The sequence below is a fragment of the Marinobacterium sp. NO-S09 genome (assembly GCF_059179545.1).
This window is the reverse complement of sequence record NZ_CP168954.1, coordinates 314,354-336,780: the sequence shown is the minus strand read 5'-3', so window position 1 is coordinate 336,780 and position 22,427 is coordinate 314,354. Positions and strand designations below refer to the sequence as shown.

The window sequence follows — 22,427 nt, the reverse complement described above, 5'->3', positions numbered from 1 at the left end:
CTCAGAAGAAAGTCAGACCCACCTGGAACAGACGCTCGACCTCGGCAATACGGCGCTTGTCTACCAGGAACAGGATTACATGGTCGTCGTTTTCAATAACAAGATCATCGTGTGCGATGAGTACTTCGCTGCCGCGAATGATTGCGCCAATGGTGGTGCCGGGCGGCAGGTCAATCTCTTCAATGGCACGGCCAACCACGCGTGAGCTGCGCTTGTCACCATGGGCCACGGCTTCCAGCGCTTCGGCAGCACCGCGACGCAATGAGTGCACTGCCGCCACATCGCCTCGGCGTACATGGGTCAGCAGTGCGCCAATTGTGGTTTGCTGCGGTGAAATGGCGATATCGATCACCCCGCCCTGCACCAGGTCGACATAGGCCGGGTTGTTAATCAGGGTCATCACGGTGCGAGCGCCCAAACGCTTGGCCAGCATGGAGGCCATGATGTTGGCTTCATCGTCGTTGGTCAGCGCACAGAATACATCGGTGTCTTCGATGTTCTCTTCCACCAGCAGGTCGCGGTCGGAGGCGCTGCCATGCAGCACGATGGTGTTGTTCAGGTTCCGTGCCAGCAGATTGCAGCGAGTCAGATCACGCTCGATCAGTTTGACCTGATAGTCCCGCTCCAGAGAGCCCGCCAGGCGTGCACCGATATTACCGCCCCCTGCAATGATGATGCGTTTGTAGGAGCGGTCCAGTCGGCGCAGCTCGCTCATTACGGCACGGATATCGCGTCGGGCGGCGATAAAAAACACTTCATCATCGGCTTCGATGACTGTATCCCCTTTCGGGATCATTGGGTGATCCTGACGGAATATGGCCGCGACGCGGGTATCGATATTGGGCATGTGAGAGCGCAGGAAGGAGATCTCGCGCCCTACCAGGGGACCACCATAGTAGGCTTTGACCGCCACCAGCTGGGCCTGTCCGGAGGCAAAGTCGAGCACCTGCAGGGCACCGGGGTACTGGATCATGCGCTTGATATGCTGGGTAACCAGTTCTTCCGGGCTGATCAATACATCAACCGGAATGCCCTTGTCGCTGAAGATGGCGTGATCACGCTGCAGGTAGTCATGTTCGCGCACACGGGCAATCTTGGTCGGAATGTTGAACAGACTGCGCGCCACCTCACAGGCGATCATGTTGACCTCGTCACTGTTGGTGACCGCGATCAGCATGTCGGCGTCCTGGGCACCGGCCTGGTCCAGAGCACTTGGGTAGGAGGCTTTGCCTTCTACCGTGCGGATATCGAGGCGGTCCTGCAGTTCGCGCAGGCGTGCGCCATTGGTATCGATCACAGTGATGTCGTTGGCTTCGTTGGCCAGGTGTTCAGCGAGTGAGCCACCGACCTGGCCGGCGCCCAGGATAATGATCTTCATGCGAGTTTGTCGTCTACCTGTTTGTCCAGTACGGCATAGTAGAAACCATCATGGCCGTCGGGCTGCGGGAACAGCTGGCGGCCGAAGGGGCGTGCTTCGCCCCAGGGTGCATCGATCAGCTGATGGATGGCGTCGGGATGCTGCTTGATGAAGCGCTCAATCACCCGTTCATTCTCTTGTCCGAAGATGGAACAGGTGGCGTACACCAGGCGACCACCTGGCTGCAGCATGGACCAGAGGTTATTGAGAATGCTGAGCTGTACGCTGGCCAATGCAGCAATATCTTCACCGCGACGCAAGAGCTTGATATCAGGATGACGGCGAATTACGCCCGTTCCGCTGCAGGGCGCGTCGATCAGGATACGATCGAACAGTTGGCCATCCCACCAATCCTGACTGCTGGCATCAGCGGTTAGCACTTCACAGCCCAGCTGCAGGCCCAGGCGGTGCAGGTTGTCGTGAATGCGCTGTCCCCGTTCCGGCTCCAGCTCGACGGCAATGACATCCTGCAAGTGAGTGTTCTGCTCCAGCAGGTGGCAAAGCTTGCCGCCCGGGGCTGCACAGGCATCAAGGACGCGCTGGCCGTTTTCGGCAGCCAGAAGACCGGCAGCCAACTGTGCCGCTTCATCCTGAACGCTCAGCTCACCCTCGGCGAAACCGGGCAAGGCGCTGACATCACAGGGTGAGTCCAGGCCAATACCATCATCACTGAACTGGCAGTGCGTTGCGGGAATATCCGCTCCTTGCAGCTTTTGTAGAGCCTTCTCGCGAGTAAGTAAGCGCTTATTAACGCGGAGTGTCATCGGCGCCTGCTGATCATTGGCCTGCAGGATGCTTTGCCAATGTTCCGGCCAATTGTGCTGCAGTTTGCTGATCATCCACTGAGGATGGTTCCACTGAAAGGCGGGATCTTGCGCCAGTGCTTCTTCAGCCTGCTTCTGCTCGCGCTGATAGCGGCGCAGAATGGCGTTGAGCAGTTTACTTGCCCAGGGCTTGTTCAGCGCCGCGCAGGCATCAACGGTTTCATTCAGCGTTGCATGTGCCGGAATGCGACTGGAACGCAGCTGCCAAAGGCCGATCAGCAGCAGCGCATGGATATCCAGGTCCTGCTGCTTGAAGGGCTTGCGCAGAAAATGGTTGGCAAGCTGCTCAAGGCGAAACAGTTCACGCATGGTGCCGTAGCACAGTTGTTGCAGCAGTGCTCGATCACGTTCAGGGCAGTGCGCCAGGTGTGCCGGCAAGTGAGTGCTCAGAGAGCCGTGCTGACGCAGCAAAGGTGCCAACACCTGAGCTGCAAGGGCACGCACATTGATTGACTCAACCAAGGGTTACTCCCGGTGCCAGGCGGGCACTGTGTGCATTCAACAGGTTGCGGGCGGTTTGCGGGCGGCCGCCGGGCAGCTGTAATTCAGTCAAGTAAACGCTGCCAGAGCCGGCTGCGACGCGAATGCCCTCGGCATCGGCGGATATAATGGTACCTGGAGCTGCATCAGTGGCCTGTTCATCAGCGTGACCGGCCCAGATGCGCAGGTTGTTGCCCTCAAGTGCGCTGAAGCACACCGGCCAGGGGTTGAAACCACGAATGCGACGTGCAATTTCAGCGGCCGGCTGGGTCCAGTCGATCTGCCCTTCCCGCTTTTCCAGCTTGTGTGCATAGGTTGCCTGGCTGTCATCCTGTACTTCAGGGGTCAGTTCACCTGCAGCCAGTGGTGCCAGTGTGCTGATCAAAGTCTGAGCACCCAGGTCTGCCAGACGGTCATGCAGGCTGCCGCTGGTATCGCTGCTTTCAATATCGCAAACGGATTTGCTCAGCATGTCGCCGGTATCAAGCCCCGCATCCATCTGCATGATGGTGATGCCTGTTTGCGTGTCACCCGCCAACAGTGACCGGTGAATGGGGGCTGCACCCCGCCAGCGTGGCAGCAGTGAGGCGTGCACGTTAATGCAGCCCAGTCGCGGCGTATCCAGCACTGCCTGTGGCAAAATCAGGCCATAGGCGACCACGATCATCAGATCGGCATTGAGGCTTGCCAGCGTCTGCTGTTCGGCTTCATCTTTCAACGACAAAGGTTGATACACCGGAATGTCGTGCTCCAGGGCCAGGCTTTTTACCGGGCTGGGGCGTAACTTGCGGCCACGACCGGCAGGCCGGTCCGGTTGGGTATAGACGGCCACCACGTCATGTTCGCTGGCCAGAACAGCCGCCAGGCTGGACGCTGCGAAATCGGGTGTACCGGCAAAAATAATACGCAGAGGGGTCTGACTCATCAGGTAGGCTCCATACAAAAACAGGTTTGCATCTGCAAACCTGTTCTAGTGACCAGCGGCTCAGGCCTGCTGTGATTCCAGGCGGTGCTTTTTCTCCAGCTTGCCGCGGATGCGGTTGCGCTTGAGAGCGGTCAGATAATCGACAAAGAGCTTGCCGTTGAGGTGATCCAGTTCGTGCTGAATGCAAACGGCCAGCAGGCCCTCGGCTTCCAGCTCATAGGGGTTGCCGTCTCGGTCCAGCGCCTTGAGCAAAATGCGATTGGGACGCTTTACCTCTTCATAAAAACCGGGAACCGACAGGCAACCTTCCTGCATTTCCTCGAGTTCATCCTGAAGGACGGTAAATTCGGGGTTGATCATGACCAGGGGTTCATTGCCCTCTTCGGAAATGTCGATGGTCACGATGCGCTTGTGTACGTTTACCTGGGTCGCAGCCAGGCCAATTCCGGGAGCGTCGTACATAGTTTCGAACATGTCATCCACGATTTTGCGGATTTCGTCGTCAACTTGCTCCACCGGTTCAGCGATGGTTCTTAGACGCGGGTCAGGGAATTCGAGAATATTGAGCTTGGCCATAGGTATATGCTTTTTCGGAGGTTAAATTCCGACCATTTGGTGGCAAAATAAATGAGCTACCCTCATTATACTGAATAACGTGCCTAATGCATTGCTTTGGGGACCTTAAGGGTCGGGTGGTCCAAGGCCGGAACAAGACAAGGGAGTTGAGCGATGAGAGGAGTGCTGTATGGCTTGATCGGGGGCTGTCTGCTCTGGGCCGGTGCCGCCAACGCGGATCGTGTGCAGTTGCAGGAGGGTCATCCGACCGAGTACGTAGTGGTTAAGGGCGATACCCTGTGGGATATTTCGGGACGCTTTTTGCGCAGCCCCTGGCGTTGGCCAGAAGTCTGGAACGTCAACCCGCAGATCGATAACCCGCATCTGATCTATCCTGGTGACGTGATTTACCTGACCTGGGTCGACGGCCAGCCCCGTTTGAGCCTGCGTCGTGGCGTACGCAAACTGTCGCCGCAGGTACGCGTTCAGCAATTGGAGCAACCGATTCCGGCGATTCCGTTGCGTGATATCTCCAGCTTCCTGAATGAAAACCGTGTGGTGCAGGATGATACCCTGATTACTGCGCCGTATGTTATCGGTGGTCGTAATGAAAGCATCATTGCCGGTGCCGGTGATCGCGTCTACGCCCGTGGTCAGCGTATCGACGAGGATATCGATCAGCAGAGCCTTTACCGTCCGGCACGCCAGTACACCCACCCGGTGACCGGTGAGCTGTTGGGTTATGAGCTTTATAAAGTAGCGGATGCACTGGTAAGGGCCGAAGAAGGCGATATCCTGACGCTGGATCTGACCAAAACCCGCGAAGAAGTTCGTACCCGCGACCGTCTGCTGCCCAACGACACCTCGCGCATTGAATCGGTATTTTATCCGAAGCCGGGGCCGGCAATTGAAGATGCGCTGATCATCGATGTATTGGGTGGCGTGGCCAAGATTGGTCAGTTCGATGCGGTAGCACTGAGCTTCGGTGACCAGGAGGGCGTTGAGCCCGGTCACGTGTTTGCCATCTACAAGAAAGGCGAGATGGTAAAAGACCCGGTTAACGGTGAAATGGTTAAATTGCCGGATGAGCACGCCGGTGAGCTGATGGTGTTCAAGACCTTTGAACGCGTCAGTTACGGTCTGGTGATGGATGCCACCAACGTTATTTCAGTGGGTGACAGCCTGCACCAGCCTTAAGACAGGATAATGTAATGCACGGTGATCCAAGGGAATGGATCGCCGCCGGCCTGTTGCCGGGCCTGGGTCCGGCAACAGCAACCCGATTAAGCCAGGAAGGCGTCTCCCTGCCACAGTTGCTGCGAGGTGAATGTGGTCTTCCGGCGCATGTGCGCCTGCGTCGACGGACGCTCGATGCCCTCCATGACTTTCAACGCGGCGGCGAACTTCAACAACGGGCCGACAGCCTTGTTCAGCAGGCCCATGATAACGGCTGGAGTTTACTGACACCCAGTCATCGCCTCTATTCGCCACTTCTGCGCGAAATTCCGGACCCGCCACTGGTGCTCTGGTGTCAGGGTGATCTGGATGCCCTGGCGCGTCCCATGCTCGGTATCGTCGGCAGTCGCAATGCCAGCCGCCCCGGCCTGCGCCTGGCCTATGACTTTGCCGCGGCCCTGAGTCAGGTTGGCATTATGCCGATCAGCGGGCTGGCTCTGGGTATCGATGCCGAGGTGCATCGCGGGTGTGTCGACCATACACAACCAACGCTGGCGGTGGTCGGCACCGGGCTGGACCAGGTCTATCCAAGGCGCAACGCGCGGTTGGCGCAGCAGATACTGGATGCAGGCGGCCTGATTGTCTCTGAGTATCCGCCGGGCACTCCGCCCCGCCCGGCCAGTTTTCCCCAGCGTAACCGGATTATCAGCGGCCTGTCGGTGGGAACGCTGGTGGTTGAGGCTGCGCCACGCAGCGGCTCGCTGATTACGGCGCGCCAGGCTCTGGAGCAGGGGCGCGAAGTTTTTGCCATCCCCGGTTCGGTCAATAATCCGCTCAGCCGTGGTTGCCATGCCCTGATTCGTGAGGGTGCGGTGCTGGTAGAGCAGGTCGAACATATTATTGAACATCTGGGCCCCCTGCTGGGAGCTCTGGATACTTCCGCGCCGTCTGTTCAGACCGAGGAACCTCCACCGGTACCTGATGACCCCTTGTTGGCACTGATCCCCTTCGAACCCCTGTGGATCGACCAGCTGGCCGTGGATAGCGGCCTCTCGTCAGCCGACTTGCAGGTGCAGTTGATCCGCCTGGAAATGTCAGGCTGGGTAGAATTGCTTGGCGCCCGTGTACAGCGCATTCGCGGCTGATCTCCTTCTGTTCATCTGCAGGGACTGGAGTGGGGAATTTTCGTCCAGTGCTTGCTATAATCGCTGACTTTCTTTTTTCCGGCCAGGCCGGAAAGCCAGACCCTGAAGTGGTAGCGGCGCCTCTGCCCTGCTGCGCGGTCAGAGTGATGACGGGAGTAACCGATGAGTGCAAAAGTGGCGATCGTGATGGGTTCGCGTTCGGATTGGCCTACCATGGAAGAAGCGGCCGGAATTCTCGATACACTGGGTGTTGAATATGATGCCGAGGTGGTATCAGCGCACCGTACACCGGACAAGATGTTCCGCTTCGCCGAGCAGGCCGCTGAAAACGGCTATAAGGTCATTATCGCCGGTGCCGGCGGTGCGGCCCACCTGCCGGGCATGATCGCGGCCAAGACACTGGTACCTGTACTGGGTGTGCCGGTGCAGAGCAAGGCGCTGAGCGGTCAGGACAGCATGCTGTCGATCCTGCAGATGCCGCGTGGCGTGCCAGTCGGTACCCTGGCCATCGGTGGTGCCGGTGCGTTCAATGCAGGCCTGCTGGCTGCGCAGATGTTGGCAACCGATGACTCCGAGCTGGCCCAGCGTCTGTCCGACTGGCGTCAGGCCCAGACCCAGACCGTTCTTGATAATCCCGATCCGCGAGGTTGATACAGATGCTGCCACGAATCGTCGTTGCCGGTAACGGCCAGCTGGGCCAGATGCTGCAGCAGGCTGGCGCACCCCTGCAATTGGAGGTGATGCCGGTTGATCCCAATGCCGATATCGAGCTGGGCCTGCGCCCTGATGATGTCATCACCGTTGAAATCGAACACTGGTCTGACAGTGTCAGCGGGCTGCAGCTGAAGCAGCACCCCAATTTTCGTAATGCCGCTGCCCTGCATGCGGTGATCGACCGCCAGCGCCAGAAAGCACTGCTGGACCGCCTGGATGTACCAACCTCGCCCTGGGTAAGCCTGGAAGCCGGTGACCTGAATGCGCAGCTGGAGTCCGTGGCAGACAAGGTGATCGTCAAGCGCCGCCGTGGCGGTTATGACGGTCGTGGCCAGTGGCGCTGGCAGAAAGGTGACCAGCCGGAGGCCGAGTGGGCCGGCGAATGCATCGCCGAAGCGATGATCCCGTTCAGCCATGAGGTATCCCTGGTCGGTGCACGCAACGCCGCTGGCGAAAAGGTATTCTATCCGCTGACACGCAACTGGCATGAAAACGGTATTCTGCGTGCCAGCGTATCCAATCTGCAGGTGCCCGCACAGCAGCAGAAGGATGCGGAAGACTGGCTCGGTCGCATCATGGACGACGAAGACTATATCGGCGTGATGGCGATGGAGTGCTTCGTTGTTGATGGCAAACTGCTGGTGAATGAGCTGGCGCCGCGTGTACACAACTCCGGCCACTGGACTCAGGAAGGCTCGGCTATCAGCCAGTTCCAGCTGCACCTGCGTGCGCTGGCAGATCTGCCGCTGATTACCCCGCCGGTTGATGGCGCTTCAGTGATGTATAACCTGCTGGGCCGAAACTGGAAACCCGAGTGGCTGCAGGTCCCCGGCGTTCATGTCCACTGGTATGGCAAGGAGATCCGTCCGGGCCGCAAGGTAGGGCATGTGAATATCTGCCGTGCCGACCAGGCTTCCCTGATCGAGAGCCTCAAGACGCTGCAGGCGCTGGTTGATGACGAAGACAAGATTGTCTTTGAGTGGAGCATTGATCAGCTGCAGGGCTAAAGCTGACCTGATATTGGCCGGGCGTCGCCCCTGACGGCCCGGCTTCCCTTCTGTTTTCATTCTCGGTGACATCCATGAATCACTGGCAACTGAAAGAAGCGGTACGCTGTCTGAACTCCGGGGGCGTGATCGCCTATCCCACCGAAGCCGTCTGGGGCCTGGGCTGTGACCCCTACAACCAGGCTGCCGTGCAACGATTGCTGGCGCTGAAGCGCCGCCCTGAGCACAAGGGCCTGATCCTTGTTGCGGCAGAAGAATCCCAGATCGAACCTCTGCTGAGCCCTCTGAGCGATGAGCAGCGCCAGTGTCTGCGCGACACCTGGCCTGGCCCGAACACCTGGTTGCTGCCGGATCCCAAGCAGATGATTCCGAGCTGGGTTAAAGGTTGCCATTCGCCGGTGGCGGTGCGTGTCAGTGCGCATCCGCTGGTTCAGGCGCTGTGCCGTGAATATGGTGGCCCCATCGTTTCGACCTCGGCCAATCGCAGTGCTGCAGAGCCTGCAAGGTCAAAACTGAAAGTCAGTACTTACTTCGGCTCTAGACTAGATTATATATTGCCGGGCGAGCTGGGTGGCCTGGACAGGCCAACAGTGATTCGAAATATACAGGATATGCAAACAATACGGGCGTAGTGAGCGTTCGCTAACCATTTTGGAGGAGACACATGTCGGCACCTGACGTACACAAGGTAAAAGCGTATTTGCTGGGCCTGCAGGACCGCATTTGCGCTGCCCTGGAACAGGCCGATGGCGAAGCACGCTTCACGGAAGACAGCTGGGACCGCGCCGAAGGCGGTGGCGGCCGCACCCGTGTGATCGGCCAGGGCGCTGTCATCGAAAAAGGCGGCGTCAACTTCTCTCATGTGCATGGTTCAGCCCTGCCAGGTTCGGCGACGGCGCACCGCCCCGAGCTGGCCGGTCGCAGCTTTGAAGCCATGGGCGTATCCCTGGTGATCCACCCGCATAACCCTTATGTGCCGACCTCGCATGCCAATGTACGCTTCTTCATTGCCGAGAAAGAAGGTGAAGAGCCGGTATGGTGGTTTGGTGGCGGTTTCGATCTGACGCCCTACTACGGCAACGACGATGACTGCCGCCACTGGCACCAGATGGCACATGATGCCTGTGCGCCCTTTGGTGAGGATATTTACCCGCGGTTCAAACAGTGGTGCGATGACTACTTCTACCTGAAACACCGTCAGGAGCCGCGCGGTATTGGTGGCCTCTTCTTTGATGACCTGAACGAACTGGGCTTCGATAAGAGCTTTGCCCTGATGCAGTCCATCGGTGATGCCTATGCACCGGCTATTGTGCCTATCATCGAGAAGCGCAAGGATACGCCCTATGGTGAACGCCAGCGTGACTTCCAGTTGCACCGTCGCGGACGTTATGTCGAGTTCAACCTGGTCTGGGACAGAGGCACCCTGTTTGGTCTGCAGTCCGGTGGCCGCACCGAGTCCATCCTGATGTCGTTGCCGCCTGAGGTGCGCTGGGACTATGACTGGAAGCCGGAGCCCGGCACGGAAGAAGCCGAGCTGTATGACCGTTACCTGCAGCCGCGCAACTGGCTGGAGGTCTGAGATGAGTGATCGTTACGCGGTTATGGGAAATCCGGTTGCCCATAGTAAATCGCCGCAGATCCATACCCGCTTTGCCGAGCTGACCGACCAGGCCCTGACCTATGATGCCGTGCATGTGGAATCACCCGATTTTGAAACCGAAGTCGGGCGTTTCCTGCAGGGCGATGGCAAAGGGCTGAATATCACGGTTCCGTTCAAGGAGCGTGCCTGGGCGCTGGCGCAGTGGCGCAGTGAACGTGCCCAACGTGCAGGAGCGGCCAATACGCTGTACCGCCTGGAAGATGGCCGTCTGGCGGCGGACAATACCGACGGGGTTGGTCTGGTCCGTGATCTCAGGGATAACCATGGCGTCAAATTGGCAGGCGCGCGTGTTCTGGTACTGGGTGCGGGCGGCGCTGTACGCGGTGTGATGCACCCGCTGCTGGAAGCCGGTGTGGGCTCGATTTTGATTGCCAACCGAACGGTGTCCCGTGCTGAAGAGCTGGCCAGTCTGTTCACCGACGAAGGCGAGGTATCAGCCTGTGGCTTTGATGCCATCCCCGCCGAGGCGTTTGATCTGGTGATCAATGGCACCTCTGCCAGTCTTCAAGGGGAGCTGCCACCGGTTCCTGCGGCGGTTATTGCCGCTCACACCGCTTGCTATGACATGATGTACGGCGCAGAACCTACGCCGTTCTGTCAGTGGGCCATGGATCTGGATGCCGGACGTGTCATTGATGGCCTGGGCATGCTGGTTGAACAGGCTGCTGAAGCGTTTTCAGTGTGGCGCGGTGTGACCCCGGAGACGGCCAGCGTGATTGACCAGCTGCGTGCCAGTCTGGATACAAAATGATCAGCTAGTCGGCTGAATTTCAACGCGTTTTCACTCACCGCCTTGCATCCGGCAAATGCGAGGCGGTATAACAGGGGCAGACCCTCTGCTGTGGAGTACGCGCATGGACAAGCATCTGCCGCTGGCGCCCGAGGCGCTCTACTGCCGCTGCGACCCTGAACTCCTGCCGTTCAAAACGACCGAGTCGCTGGAACCCTTCTCCGGATTCTTTGGCCAGGAAAGGGCCATCGAAGCCATGGCCTTTGGCATCGGCATGCAACGCCCGGGGTATAACCTCTTCGTCATGGGCAACCCGCATACCGGTCGCTTCTCCTTTGCCATGGAAAGCCTAAAGGCATCGGCGAAAAAACAGCACAAGCCCAGTGACTGGTGCTACATCAACAACCTCAGCGATAACCGCTACCCCGTCATTTTGGAACTGCCCTCCGGGCGTGCCAATCAGCTTAAACGTGATATCCGCCACCTGCTCGATCGGGTGCTGGCCGAGTTGCCGGCCGCTTTCGAGAACCCTGCCTACCAGCGCATGAAGAGTCAGATCGAGCGTGAATTCAACGGCCACTATGACGAAGCCTTGAATCAGGTGGAGCGCAGGGGACGCGAATACAACATTGCTGTCTTTCGTGATGGTGCGACCGTCGGCTTTACTCCGGTCGCTAATGGCCAGGCCATTGATGAGGCCGCGTTTTCGCAGCTGCCCGAGGAGGAGCGGGATGCCATTCAGGCGCATATCTCCGAGCTGGAGGAGATGCTCAACGACAGTCTGACCGAGCTGCCGGTGTGGCGTCGCGAAGCTTCGGAGCGGATTGAAACCCTGGATCGCAATACCGCGCGTCAGGCGGTGTCGCCGCTGCTGCAGCCCCTGCGCGACAAGTACGCCAACATTGCATGCATCGTCGATTATCTGAAGCATGTTGAATCGGACCTGATCCGCAACGCCGGCGAGATCGTGAACGATGACAACCCGCTGGAAGCCAAGACCGATGCCATGCGGCGCGACTATCTTGAGCGCAACTACGGGCTCAATCTGCTGGTCGACAACCACAAGACCAAGGGTGCGCCGGTGGTGTTCGAGGCGCATCCCAGTTATGAAAACCTGTTTGGCCGGGTGGAATACATCAGTGACATGGGGGCGATGGTCACCAACTACACGCTGATTCGTTCCGGTGCCCTGCATCGTGCCAATGGTGGCTACCTGGTGCTGGAAGCGGAAAAGCTGCTGGAGCAGCCGTTCGTTTACGGCGCGCTCAAACGTGCGCTCAAATCACACGAAATCCGCATCGAAAATCCGGTCAGCGAATACACCGGTATCAGCGCCATTACCCTGAGCCCCCAGCCGGCCAAGCTGAAAGTGAAAGTGGTTCTGGTAGGTGAACGGGATACCTACTATCTGCTGCAGGAGCTGGATCACGACTTCGAGAAGATGTTCCGTGTAGTGGTGGACTTCGATGAGGATGTGCACCGTACGCCCCACTCCATTCGCCAGTATGCCCGTTTGATGAAAACGCTGGCTACGGAAGAAAACCTGGCGCCTCTGACGCGCCGTGCCGTTGCCCGTCTGGTGGAGCACAGTTCAAGGCTGTCGGGCGATCAGGATCTGCTGTCGGCGCATGTAGGAGAGCTGGTGGACCTGCTGTGCGAGTCGGATTTTCGTCGTCGTGAACAGGGTGACGCCCAGATCAATGCTGAACATGTGGAGCTGGCGCTGGAGGCCAAGGAGCGTCGTACCGGCCGGCTGTCACAGAAAATACTGGAAAGCATCCTCAATGAAACCGTGCTGATCGATACTGATGGTGAAGCCGTAGGCAAGGCCAACGGCCTGACGGTGCTGCAGGTGGGCGATGTTTCCTTCGGTAGCCCGGCACGCATCACTGCTACGGTACATCCGGGTAACAAGGGCATTATCGATATCGAGCGTGAGGTTACCCTGGGGCAGCCGATTCACTCCAAGGGTGTCCTGATCCTGTCCGGTTTCCTCGGTCATACCTATGCCGGTGATTTCCCGCTGGCGCTCTCGGCCAGCCTGGCCATGGAGCAGTCCTATGGTTATGTGGACGGAGACAGTGCTTCTCTGGCTGAAATCTGCGCCCTGATCTCGGCACTCACGCATATCCCCATTCGCCAGCAGTACGCCATCACCGGCTCGATCAACCAGTATGGTGAGGTGCAGGCGATTGGTGGCGTAAACGAGAAAATCGAAGGCTTCTTCCACCTGTGTAAAACCCGAGGCCTGACCGGTTGGCAGGGCTGTGTCATTCCCAAGGCCAATGTACGCCATCTGATGCTCAAGGCCGAAGTGGTTCAGGCGGTAGAGGATGGCATGTTCCATATCCATGCGGTGTCCACGGTGGATGACTGTCTTGAGATTTTGATGGGCCGCACGGCCGGTGTACTCAAAGACGATGGCCATTTCACCCAGCGCAGTATCAATGCACAGGTGGTGAAGCGGTTGCGGGAGATCGCCAAGGCCAAGGCCTGAGCAAGCGATGAGACATCAAGAAAACGGGCTCCCGCGGGAGCCCGTTTTTCATCTCAGTCTGAGTGTATTCAGCCCAAACGAAGGTTCATGTGGTTGTCCCAAGCCAATTGGGCGGCGATTGGGTCCAGTGGCAGGCGCTCGCGCAGGTTATCCAGTGGCCGCATGCGGTACAGGTGGCCCAATCCTGAACTCACCAGAAACTCACCGGCCTTGTCCGTTGCCGCCAGGCCGCAGCCGTCCCGGCAGCGCATGGCGTTGATAAAGCGGTCCCGTTCGATATCCCAGAAGGTGATCAGGTTGCCACGTGGTGCCGAGATCGCCGCCATCCGTCCGGATCGATCGATACGGGCACTGCCGGCATACTGCTCCATCTGGTTGTTGATCGGCTCAGGTGCGCGTAGCAGTTTGAGAGGCTCGCCCCGGCGGTGGATGGCAACCAGTGGCTTTTTGTCGCTGATGGCGCCCTGGTACTGCAAGGCAATGACTATGGTACCTGCAGCACTTAGATCCATGTGGCGGATGCTGAGCTGGTGGTTATCCGCACTCATACCCACCTGTTCCAGCAGGTCACCCGACTTGAGGTCGATATAGGCCAGGCTGGGCTGCATGCTGTCCAGGTTAAGTTTCTCACGGCCATGATCCGGGTGCGTCAGGATACCGCCGTTGGCGACCAGGACCTGGTTGCCATTCAGCAGAAGCTCATGGGGACCAATACCATAGCTTGGTGTTCGGCTTACCTCGGCTAAGTGATTACTTACATCACGAATGACGATCTGGCCTTGCCCGCTGGCGATATCGTTCTCGGTGCTGACCAGCCAGTGGCCATCGGGGGTGAACAGGGCGTGGCCAAAAAAGTGATGCCCCTCCCCTGCATCCACCCGTTTAACCTGCTGACCGCTGTGATAGTCGACTATCTCAATAAACCGACCCGGGCGGCGCGCGACGGCAGCTGCCCATGGCTGCTGCGGATGCAGCTCCACATGATGGGCACGCTCGGGCAGCGGGTAGCGCAGTTGCGTCTGTCCTTCGGCATCGGTTACCAGCAGCCAGTGCTGGCGCCGGTCACTGGCGGCACTGACGAGCAGGCCCGCATCGGTCTGCCCTGTGGTTGTGCCACTGGCCAGGACGCGGGTGGCAGGCAGCAGGCAACCCGCGGCCAGAAGGCTCAGGAAACGGCGGCGATTAGTCTCCATCACGGCTGTTGAACCCCAGTTGGATATTCAGCACGTCCATGGCGGTATCCAGCTGTTCACTCAGCTGCTTCAGCGATGTAGCAACGCCCAGCAGGCGGGTGTGGGTTTCAGCCTGGGTGACGGCCTGCTTCAATGGCCCCTGAACAGCGTCCAGCTGGGCGTTGATGTGCTCAAAACGCTCGGCAATATCCTTGGCCAGCTGTTCTGACCCGGCCTCTTCCAGCAGGCTGCGCACGCTGGGATCGGTGCCCTGGTAGAGCGCGTTCAACGCCTCCAGGTTGGCCCGAATGTTGGCCAGTGAGGCACTGCTGCGATGGCTTTCCAGCAATTTTGGACGGGCGGATTCGGCAGACTCAGCCATGGGCTTGAGCAGCTTGCTGTCGCGAATGGCTTCGATGGGTTCCACCAGAGAAGCCATCAGCTCCACTGCCAATTCAGCGGCAACATCCGGGTCCTGCTCGGGCTGAAAGTCGCCTTTGGCCTGTGCTGACCATTCGCTGTAAATGGCGTGGCTCATCTGCGCGACATGGCCGGCAATGGCCTGGGTCAGTTCACAGCCACGACCGTTTTGCAGCGTTTGCAGGGCGTTATCGGCAAACAGCAGGCGCTCCAGCGCCGGGAAGCCTTGAATGGAGACACTGGCATGGCGGAAGAATTCGGCATCATAGGGCTGGTCGCTCGCCAGAGCCTGACGCAGCTGGCGAGCGCCAATGTTCTTGCGGTCAGGCCAGAACTGGAGGCCAAAGTTGCGCATCAGAAACTGCACCGGGCCAAACTGAACGTGCTGTATGCCCTGCCAGCTCAGCATGGCCTGGCGCCACTGGCCCTGCACTTGCACCAGCCCCGCTTCCGAAGGGGCCGCACAGAAGGTTTGGGCTGAGGCTGACAGCGCTGCGCTGGCTTCGTCCAGAGCCGCATAACGCGGCAGCACATGCTGCTGGACCGCCTGATAGTTGTAGTGGGACCAGTCCGGTGTCGCCGCGCAGGCCAGGCCGGACATGAACATCACTGTGGACGCCAGCAGGCCTCGTGGCCACCGGCGAGTATGAATCGGTTGCATCAAAGTGACTCCAGAAACAGGATCAGTTGCTTACGAGCATGTGGAGACAGTTGGCGGAAGCGTTCGCGTGCCGATTCGGCTTCACCGCCATGCCAGAGGATGGCTTCCGCCAGGGTGCGCGCGCGGCCATCATGCAGCAGTGCCCGTTCGCCGGTAACGGCCTGGTGAAGGCCCAGGCCCCACAACGGCGGGGTACGCCACTCATGGCCATTGGCACCGAATTCGGGACGCTGGTCAGCCAAGGCCTCGCCCATGTCATGCAGCAGCAGATCGGTATAGGGCTCAAGGCGGCGTTCGCTCAGCGCCGGCAGTGCCGGGTTGTTGCCCGTCTGCTGTATGGGAGTGTGGCAGCTGGCACAGCCGATGGCCGTAAACAGCTGCTCACCGGCTTTAACGTCCGGCTGGTCGCGGTTACGGCGCGCGGGTACCGCCAAATGTCGTGTATAAAACAGTAACACATCCATCATTTGGGCTGAGGCCTCAAAACCGCCCTGCAACTCAGTGTTGCCGTGAGGCGCCTTAAGGCAGCCCGGTTGCCGGGCTGTGCAGTCCCCTGCCGCCATGGGGTAGTCGGGGTTGGAAATACCCAGGTCTGTATTCAACGCACTGGCATTTTGCAGCTGCAGAGAGGGTGCTCCGGCTTTCCAGCCAAAACGGCCCAGTTGTGGCTGTTCGTATTCAGGATGAAATACCCGGTTGGCGCGCCCGGAGATACCATCTCCGTCACGGTCATCAGAGTCTTCCTGCGCCAGGATATCGGCTTCCGGGATCTGTTCCAGCAGTCCGAGGCCGATCATGGCCGGTGCCAGGCGTGGCGACAGCTGCAAGTCCGGATGGAAGTTGCCATAGCCCGGTTGGCTGAGCCGGTACTCGGGCTGGCGCAGTTGAACCTGCTCACCCCCGTTGAGTTCGACGAGTCGGGTACGGTAGCGTACATTTATCCGCGCTTCGGCCGGCAGGCCGGTGGCAGCAAAGGTCTGCAGCTGAGTGCCGTAGGTAGGCTCAGGGGTGACGCCCAGAGGCGAATTGTGGCCATCTCCGGGGATGCCCAGCCGAATCAGCAGTCCGTTGCGGTTGGCACTGCCCTGCTCGTCGGGCGGCAAGCCACGGCCATTATTGATATGGCACTGCAGGCAGGAGCGAGCGTTATAGAGAGGCCCCAGGCCATCACTGGCGGTAGTGGATGAAGGCGAGGGCACCCAGATTTTTTCAAATATGGCGCGGCCCAGCACGAAGTCCATGCGGGTATCGAAACCGATCTGTGCCATCGGTTGCATGAAGGCCTTGCGCTCGGCGGCTGAAAAAGAAGAACCGGGCTTACCCTCATCAGGTAGAGCCCGGCTCGGTTCGGCCGCCACTGCCATAGCGGCCTGGCTGGTGCACAACGCCAGCCAGAGGGAGAGCCAGCCTGTCAGACTGTGTGCATAACGGGTCATCGAGTCATTCAGCCGCCAAGAACAGCTGAGGGATTATCCAGACTGTCGGAACCTTCCAGTTCCACATCGGAAATACCCAGTGTTGCCATCACCTCTTCGAGGACCTGTGTTTGCTCGGTCAGGGCATCTACAAATGCCTGTACCTTGGCATTGCCTTCGGTGTTACCGGCGGCAATGAGTACATCAAAGGTTTCACCCTGCTTGGCAGCATCGACCATCGCCTGAGCGGCGGCCTGAGTTGCATTCAGGTGGTCACGCATCTTCTGGTCCAATGCCGGGTCAGCAGCCTTGGCCAGATCGGACAGGGACGGCCCTGTTACCTGGCTGCCATCAATACGGCTGTATTCACCCAGGTAAGCGTTACGAATACCCAGAGCGTCATAGTAGTGCGACCAGTGGGTATTGTCGGAGAAGCAGTCATGCTCTTCTTCCGGGTCATGCAGCATCAGGCCCAGCTTGGTGCGCTCACCGGCCAGTTCACCGTAGGACAGGCTGCCCATACCGGTGGTGATGGTGGCAAGGCCGCCCAGCTCGCCTTTTGCCATCAATTGCTTGCGTGCTTCGCCACCGGCTTTCCAGGCATCGGCCATCTCGATCAGATCATCGATCAGCAGCTCGGTGGCGGCTTTCAGGTAGTCGCGGCGGCGTTCGCAGTTGCCGTTGCTGCAGTTGTCGGTATCAAAATCGCTGGCAGGACGGTTGCCGGCACCCTTGTTGGTACCGTTCAGATCCTGGCCCCAGAGCAGGAATTCAATGGCGTGGTAACCGGTAGCCACGTTAGCCTCGACGCCGTCGATCTCGTGCAGGGTTTCGGCCAGCAGCGCCTTGTCGATGGTGGAGGCATCAACAGACTTGCCACCGATGTTGAGCTCGGGGTTGGCGATAATGTTGGCGCTGTACCAGCCGTTGAAGTCGGATTCGGTACCATAATGAGTTGTATCGACGTAATCGATCAGGCCTTCGTCCAGCGGCCAGGCGTTTACCTTGCCTTCCCAGTCATCCACGATGGCATTGCCGAAACGGTAAACCTCGGACTGCTGATAAGGCACACGCGCGGCGACCCAGGCTTCACGGGCCGCAGCAAGGTTGGCGTCAGTGGGATCATCGAGCAGCGTGTTGATGGCCTGCTGCAGTTGTTTGGCAGCGCTCAGGGAGTCGGCAAAAACGGCTTCGGCAATGTCGGCGTAGTGGGTGTTTACGCTGTTGGCTTGTGCTTCGACGGTCGCCGTGGCGGCACTGGCCTGGCTGATGGCAACCGGTGTAAGCGGGGACATGACGGCAGCTGCGATAGCGGCCGGCAGCAGAAGGCGTTTAAGTGACATGACTGCTTCCTTAGATCTGAATTTATCAAATCACACTAAACTAAATGCAAATCGTTATCAATAGTATTATTTGCTTGAGGTCAAAAAAACCGGCCCTGGGGCCGGTCAGTGTCTTATTCTTTAATCAGGCCCGGTCTTCTGCCTGATGCTTGGCTGCCAGGCGGGCGTAATTTTCAGCGGTGTAGGTGAAGAATTCCTTCTCTTTCTGCGTCAGTTCACGCTGGGGCTTGGCCGGGCGTCCTACATAGAGATAGCCGCTTTTCAGTGTTTTGCCGGGCGGAACCAGGCTACCTGCGCCGATGATCACTTCGTCTTCAACCACGGCACCATCCATGATCATGGCGCCCATACCGACGAGAATACGACTGCCCAGGGTACACCCGTGCAACATGGCTTGATGGCCGACGGTGACATGATCCCCCAGAATCAGCGGGAAGCCGTCCGGGTTATAGGGGCCTGCATGGGTAATGTGCAGCACCGAACCGTCCTGGATGCTGGAGTAGCGACCGATACGGATGCGATGCATGTCACCCCGAATCACGGTCATGGGCCAGACGGAACTGTGCTCGCCGATCTCTACATCCCCCAGAACCACAGCGCTGGGGTCCACAAACACATTGTCAGCCAGTTGCGGGGTCATCCCCTGGTAGGGTCGTACGTTCATGAGGCTCTCCTGATGCTGATTGAAATCGACTTACCTGAGCCCCATTGTATAGTAATTGACGTATACACCCTGAAAGCCGATCCATATTGGAGAGAGTCTGATGTCCAACCCCCTGCTCGAACGCCATCTGCTGCCGCCGTTCAGCCGTATTCTGCCGGAACATGCCGAACCTGCCGTTGACGAATTGCTGGCGCGGAACCGCAGCCGTATTGCCGAGCTGACTGCCGATGAAGCGGTCAGTGGTTGGGCATTGGTGGCCGAGCTTGAGCAGCTCAATGACGAGCTGGCGCAGGCCTGGTCACCGGTATCGCACCTGAACGGGGTGATGAACTCCGATGAATGGCGCGAAGCCTATAACGCCTGCCTGCCCAAGCTGTCTGAATACTGGACCGAACTGGGTCAGCATCAGGGCCTGTTCAAGGCCTTTGAATCCCTGGCGGGCAGCGATGCCTACCAGCAGCTGAGCCCGGCACGCCGCAAGGTGGTGGATAACGCCCTGCGCGATTTCCGTCTGTCCGGCATTGCCCTGCCGGAAGCGCAGCAGAAGCGTTATGCCGAGCTGCAGCAGCGCCTGTCCGAGCTGACCACCAAGTTCGCCGAAAATGTTCTGGATGCGACCCAGGGCTGGTGGAAAGAGATCAGCGATGAAGCCGAACTCTCCGGTCTGCCCGAGCATGCCATTGCCGCCGCGAAAGAAGCCGCCCAGGCCAAAGACGTGGATGGCTGGGTGATCACTCTGGACTTCCCCGCCTACTATGCCGTGATGGCCTTTGCCGATAACCGCAGCCTGCGGGAAGAGCTTTACCGTGCGTTCAGCACTCGCGCCTCTGATCAGGGGCCCAAGGCCGGTGAGTGGGACAACTCAGCGGTGATGAGCGAAATTCTGGATCTGCGCCACGAGATGGCCAAGCTGCTGGGCTTTGATACCTATGCTGACTACTCGCTGGCGACCAAGATGGCGCAGTCACCGCAGCAGGTGGTGAGTTTCCTGGAAGACCTGGCCACCGAAACCCGGCCGGTTGCGGAGCAGGAACTGGCCGAACTGCAGGCCTTTGCCCGTGAACAGGATGGTATCGACACCCTGAACGCCTGGGATGTGACCTACTACGGCGAGAAGCTGAAGCAGGCGCGCTACGAAATCTCCCAGCAGGAACTGCGCCCCTACTTCCCGCTGCCCAAAGTGCTGGACGGCATGTTCACCACTGCCGGCCGTCTGTTTGATATCGAGGTCGAGGAGCAGCAGGATTTCGACAGCTGGCACAGCGATGCCCGTTTGTTTGCGCTCAAGCGTAACGGCGAACCTCTGGCCTACTGTTACCTGGACCCCTTCGCCCGCAGTGGCAAGCGTGGCGGTGCCTGGATGGATGACTGCCGTGTGCGTCGTCGCCTGAACGATGCCGATCTGCAGCTGCCGGTGGCCTACTTGGTGTGTAACTTCACCCCGCCGCTGTCAGGCCAGCCGGCCCTGCTGACCCATGACGAAGTGACCACGCTGTTCCATGAGTTCGGCCACGGTTTGCACCATATGCTGACGCAGATGGAAGAAGCGGATATCAGCGGTATTAACGGCGTAGCCTGGGATGCGGTGGAGCTGCCCAGCCAGTTCATGGAAAACTGGTGCTGGGAGCCGGAAGCGCTGGCGCTGATCTCTGGTCACCACGAATCAGGCGAGCCGCTGCCGCAGGCGTTGCTCGACAAGATGCTGGCAGCCAAGCACTTCCAGTCCGGCATGATGATGATGCGTCAGTTGGAATTCTCGTTGTTTGATTTCTGTCTGCACCATGAATACCAGCCGGGTGAAACTGAAATTCAGGCGGTACTGGATCGTGTGCGTGACCAGGTGGCGGTGATTCGTCCGCCTTCTGAAAACCGTTTCCAGCATGGTTTCAGCCATATCTTCGCCGGTGGTTATGCGGCGGGCTATTACAGCTACAAGTGGGCCGAAGTCCTGTCTGCAGATGCATTCTCCCGCTTCGAGGAGGAAGGCATCTTTAATACGGATACGGGCCTGGCCTTCCGTCAGGAAATTCTGGAACAGGGTGGCTCCGGTGATCCCATGGATCTGTTCGTTGCCTTCCGTGGCCGTGAGCCCAGTGTGGACGCTCTGCTGCGTCACTCCGGTATTCGCTGAGAGGAGCCGACATGAGTGTACAGAAACGCTTTATTGCCGGGGCTGTCTGCCCGCGCTGCGGGGAGATGGATACGGTACGCATGTACCGGGATGAGGAGCGTGAGCACCGCGAGTGCGTGAAGTGCGGTTTTTCCGACTCCCTGCGCCTGGATGGTCGTCCGGACCCGGAACAGATTGAGACCCGGGTCAGCGGTGACCGTTCTGACAAGGCACCGGCGGCCGTTGCCGATGACAATCCCCAGCCTATTCGCATCATGGATCCGGGCACCTTGCGCCGGGATCACTGAGCCGGTTTTATAGAACTGACAAGGGCATTCGGTCAGTACCGGGTGCCCTTTTTTTGTCGCTTGCTCAGCTGTTCGGCTGGTACCAGACCCGATAAATCACATCGGCCCGGTCATCGGAAATCAGCAGATCACCATCCGGCTCTACCAGTACATCCACTGGCCGTCCCCAGGCCTGTTCGCCCTGCAGCCAACCGGTAATAAAGGGCTCAACCGACCTGACCTGCTCGCCTTCTGTCTCCACACGCATGACGCGGTAGCCGACCTTGCTGGAACGGTTCCAGGAGCCATGCTGTGCCATGAACAGGGTGGTTTCTGGCGTGTCCGGAAATTGGTCGGCGGTGTAGAAGCTTATGCCCAGAGCGGCGACATGGGCCCCGAGCAAGGCAGCCGGGGCCTGACTGTTAACCGCGTCGGCACCCGCGCCAAAGTCAGGGTCCACTACATCCTTGGCATGTCGGAACGGGAAGCCGAAATGCAGTCCCTCCTGTCCGGCCCGGTTCAGCTCATCATCCGGTTGGTTATCGCCCAAATGATCGCGTCCGTTATCGGTAAACCAGAGGCTGCCGTCATTGGGGTGCCAGGCAAAACCGACGGAGTTGCGCACGCCGTGCGCCCAGGGCGAAGCTTCTCCTGTGGCAGGATCAAAGCGCATGATGCTGGCAAAGCGCGGGTCCGATTCCAGGCACACATTACAGGGCGCGCCGAGGGTGAAAAAGAAGGCGCCATCCGGTGCCTGCTTAAGATATTTCCAGCCGTGATGAGTGATATTCGGTAACCCTGTCAGTAGAGGCTCCGGAGTGGGCGGGTTGCTCAGCCGTGAATCGATGTCAGGCAGGCGCACCAGTTGTGTCAGCTCAGCGACGTAGAGGTCGCCGCCGGACCAGCTGACGCCATTGGGCAGGCGGCGATTCGACATCAGGGTATGGCGGGTTTCGTACTGATGGTCACCATCCAGATCCTGCAGCGCGAATACGCGTCCGTCCCGGCGGGTGCCGACATAGAGTACGCCCTCGGGGCTGAGTGCCATCTGGCGGGCGTTGGGCACTTCTGCAGCGACCTGGATGCGGTAGCCGGGAGGCAGCTGCAGCTGATCCAGCGGCAGCGCCTGCAGCGTGCTTGCCAGGCCAAGAGCAAGTAAGGGTGTCAGTCTCAGGTGCATCAGGCTATCTCCCACACTCCGTCTCTGTTTCAAGGGAGAGTGTGG

At 59.1% G+C, this 22,427-nt stretch carries 20 protein-coding genes; 10 read left to right on the top strand and 10 right to left on the bottom strand.

Annotation, left to right across the window (positions count from 1 at the left end; translation table 11 throughout):
• Window position 1 precedes the first annotated feature (1 nt).
• From trkA to def, 4 genes are read right to left on the bottom strand one after another with little or no spacing between them, the layout of a single operon-like run.
• Window positions 2-1,378, bottom strand: a complete 1,377-nt coding sequence (gene trkA, locus O3C79_RS01715) for a Trk system potassium transporter TrkA (protein ID WP_010324460.1) — start codon at window positions 1,376-1,378, stop codon at window positions 2-4.
• On the bottom strand, window positions 1,375-2,703 hold the full coding sequence (gene rsmB, locus O3C79_RS01710; RefSeq protein ID WP_494384573.1) for a 16S rRNA (cytosine(967)-C(5))-methyltransferase RsmB: 1,329 nt from the start codon (window positions 2,701-2,703) through the stop codon (window positions 1,375-1,377). Before rsmB ends, trkA begins: the two co-directional genes overlap by 4 nt.
• On the bottom strand, window positions 2,696-3,646 hold the full coding sequence (gene fmt, locus O3C79_RS01705) for a methionyl-tRNA formyltransferase (RefSeq protein ID WP_494384572.1): 951 nt from the start codon (window positions 3,644-3,646) through the stop codon (window positions 2,696-2,698). Before fmt ends, rsmB begins: the two co-directional genes overlap by 8 nt.
• Before the next feature lie 60 nt (window positions 3,647-3,706).
• Window positions 3,707-4,222 carry a peptide deformylase gene (def, locus tag O3C79_RS01700; RefSeq protein WP_417534676.1) on the bottom strand — a complete coding sequence of 172 codons (516 nt, stop codon included), beginning with the start codon at window positions 4,220-4,222 and terminating at the stop codon, window positions 3,707-3,709.
• 153 nt (window positions 4,223-4,375) lie between these two features.
• On the opposite strand from def, the gene O3C79_RS01695 reads away from it, so the two are divergent.
• From O3C79_RS01695 to O3C79_RS01660, 8 genes are all read left to right on the top strand, one after another.
• Window positions 4,376-5,398, top strand: a complete 1,023-nt coding sequence (locus O3C79_RS01695) for a LysM peptidoglycan-binding domain-containing protein (RefSeq protein WP_010324456.1) — start codon at window positions 4,376-4,378, stop codon at window positions 5,396-5,398.
• A gap of 14 nt (window positions 5,399-5,412) precedes the next feature.
• Window positions 5,413-6,522: a DNA-processing protein DprA gene (gene dprA / locus O3C79_RS01690; protein ID WP_494384571.1), complete on the top strand. Its 1,110-nt coding sequence runs from the start codon at window positions 5,413-5,415 to the stop codon at window positions 6,520-6,522.
• A 162-nt stretch (window positions 6,523-6,684) separates the two neighbouring features.
• Window positions 6,685-7,173, top strand: coding sequence for a 5-(carboxyamino)imidazole ribonucleotide mutase (gene purE, locus O3C79_RS01685; RefSeq protein WP_417534678.1), 489 nt, complete (start codon window positions 6,685-6,687; stop codon window positions 7,171-7,173).
• 5 nt (window positions 7,174-7,178) lie between these two features.
• Window positions 7,179-8,243 carry a 5-(carboxyamino)imidazole ribonucleotide synthase gene (purK, locus tag O3C79_RS01680; RefSeq protein ID WP_494384570.1) on the top strand — a complete coding sequence of 355 codons (1,065 nt, stop codon included), beginning with the start codon at window positions 7,179-7,181 and terminating at the stop codon, window positions 8,241-8,243.
• A gap of 74 nt (window positions 8,244-8,317) precedes the next feature.
• Window positions 8,318-8,875 carry an L-threonylcarbamoyladenylate synthase type 1 TsaC gene (gene tsaC / locus O3C79_RS01675; protein ID WP_494384569.1) on the top strand — a complete coding sequence of 186 codons (558 nt, stop codon included), beginning with the start codon at window positions 8,318-8,320 and terminating at the stop codon, window positions 8,873-8,875.
• Window positions 8,876-8,907: 32 nt separating this feature from the next.
• Window positions 8,908-9,822, top strand: a complete 915-nt coding sequence (gene hemF / locus O3C79_RS01670; RefSeq protein WP_494384568.1) for an oxygen-dependent coproporphyrinogen oxidase — start codon at window positions 8,908-8,910, stop codon at window positions 9,820-9,822.
• A gap of 1 nt (window position 9,823) precedes the next feature.
• The gene (gene aroE, locus O3C79_RS01665) at window positions 9,824-10,654 is read left to right on the top strand and encodes a shikimate dehydrogenase (protein ID WP_494384567.1); all 831 of its coding nucleotides are present in this window, start codon (window positions 9,824-9,826) and stop codon (window positions 10,652-10,654) included.
• Window positions 10,655-10,757: 103 nt separating this feature from the next.
• Window positions 10,758-13,130 (top strand): Lon protease family protein, encoded by a 2,373-nt coding sequence (locus O3C79_RS01660; protein WP_494384566.1) that lies wholly within the window; start codon window positions 10,758-10,760, stop codon window positions 13,128-13,130.
• A gap of 68 nt (window positions 13,131-13,198) precedes the next feature.
• Here O3C79_RS01660 and O3C79_RS01655 read toward each other — a convergent pair whose 3' ends face one another.
• From O3C79_RS01655 to O3C79_RS01635, 5 genes are all read right to left on the bottom strand, one after another.
• Complete coding sequence (locus tag O3C79_RS01655) at window positions 13,199-14,323, bottom strand: DUF1513 domain-containing protein (RefSeq protein ID WP_494385768.1); 1,125 nt, start codon at window positions 14,321-14,323, stop codon at window positions 13,199-13,201.
• Complete coding sequence (locus tag O3C79_RS01650) at window positions 14,313-15,383, bottom strand: imelysin family protein (RefSeq protein WP_494384565.1); 1,071 nt, start codon at window positions 15,381-15,383, stop codon at window positions 14,313-14,315. The genes O3C79_RS01655 and O3C79_RS01650 overlap by 11 nt, the downstream gene beginning before the upstream one ends.
• Window positions 15,383-16,819: a di-heme oxidoreductase family protein gene (locus O3C79_RS01645; protein WP_494384564.1), complete on the bottom strand. Its 1,437-nt coding sequence runs from the start codon at window positions 16,817-16,819 to the stop codon at window positions 15,383-15,385. Before O3C79_RS01645 ends, O3C79_RS01650 begins: the two co-directional genes overlap by 1 nt.
• An 8-nt stretch (window positions 16,820-16,827) precedes the next feature.
• Window positions 16,828-18,141 (bottom strand): imelysin family protein, encoded by a 1,314-nt coding sequence (locus O3C79_RS01640; protein ID WP_494384563.1) that lies wholly within the window; start codon window positions 18,139-18,141, stop codon window positions 16,828-16,830.
• A gap of 124 nt (window positions 18,142-18,265) precedes the next feature.
• The gene (locus O3C79_RS01635) at window positions 18,266-18,805 is read right to left on the bottom strand and encodes a gamma carbonic anhydrase family protein (protein ID WP_494384562.1); all 540 of its coding nucleotides are present in this window, start codon (window positions 18,803-18,805) and stop codon (window positions 18,266-18,268) included.
• A gap of 100 nt (window positions 18,806-18,905) precedes the next feature.
• Between O3C79_RS01635 and prlC the strand changes: the two genes are divergently transcribed.
• Window positions 18,906-20,936 carry an oligopeptidase A gene (gene prlC, locus O3C79_RS01630; protein ID WP_494384561.1) on the top strand — a complete coding sequence of 677 codons (2,031 nt, stop codon included), beginning with the start codon at window positions 18,906-18,908 and terminating at the stop codon, window positions 20,934-20,936.
• 11 nt (window positions 20,937-20,947) lie between these two features.
• Window positions 20,948-21,223 (top strand): YheV family putative zinc ribbon protein, encoded by a 276-nt coding sequence (locus O3C79_RS01625; protein ID WP_076465549.1) that lies wholly within the window; start codon window positions 20,948-20,950, stop codon window positions 21,221-21,223.
• Between the two features lie 64 nt (window positions 21,224-21,287).
• Here the strand turns inward: O3C79_RS01625 and O3C79_RS01620 are convergent, their stop codons facing one another.
• A complete protein-coding gene (locus tag O3C79_RS01620; protein ID WP_494384560.1) occupies window positions 21,288-22,382 on the bottom strand; it encodes a PQQ-dependent sugar dehydrogenase in 1,095 nt (364 codons plus the stop codon).
• Between the last annotated feature and the right edge of the window lie 45 nt (window positions 22,383-22,427).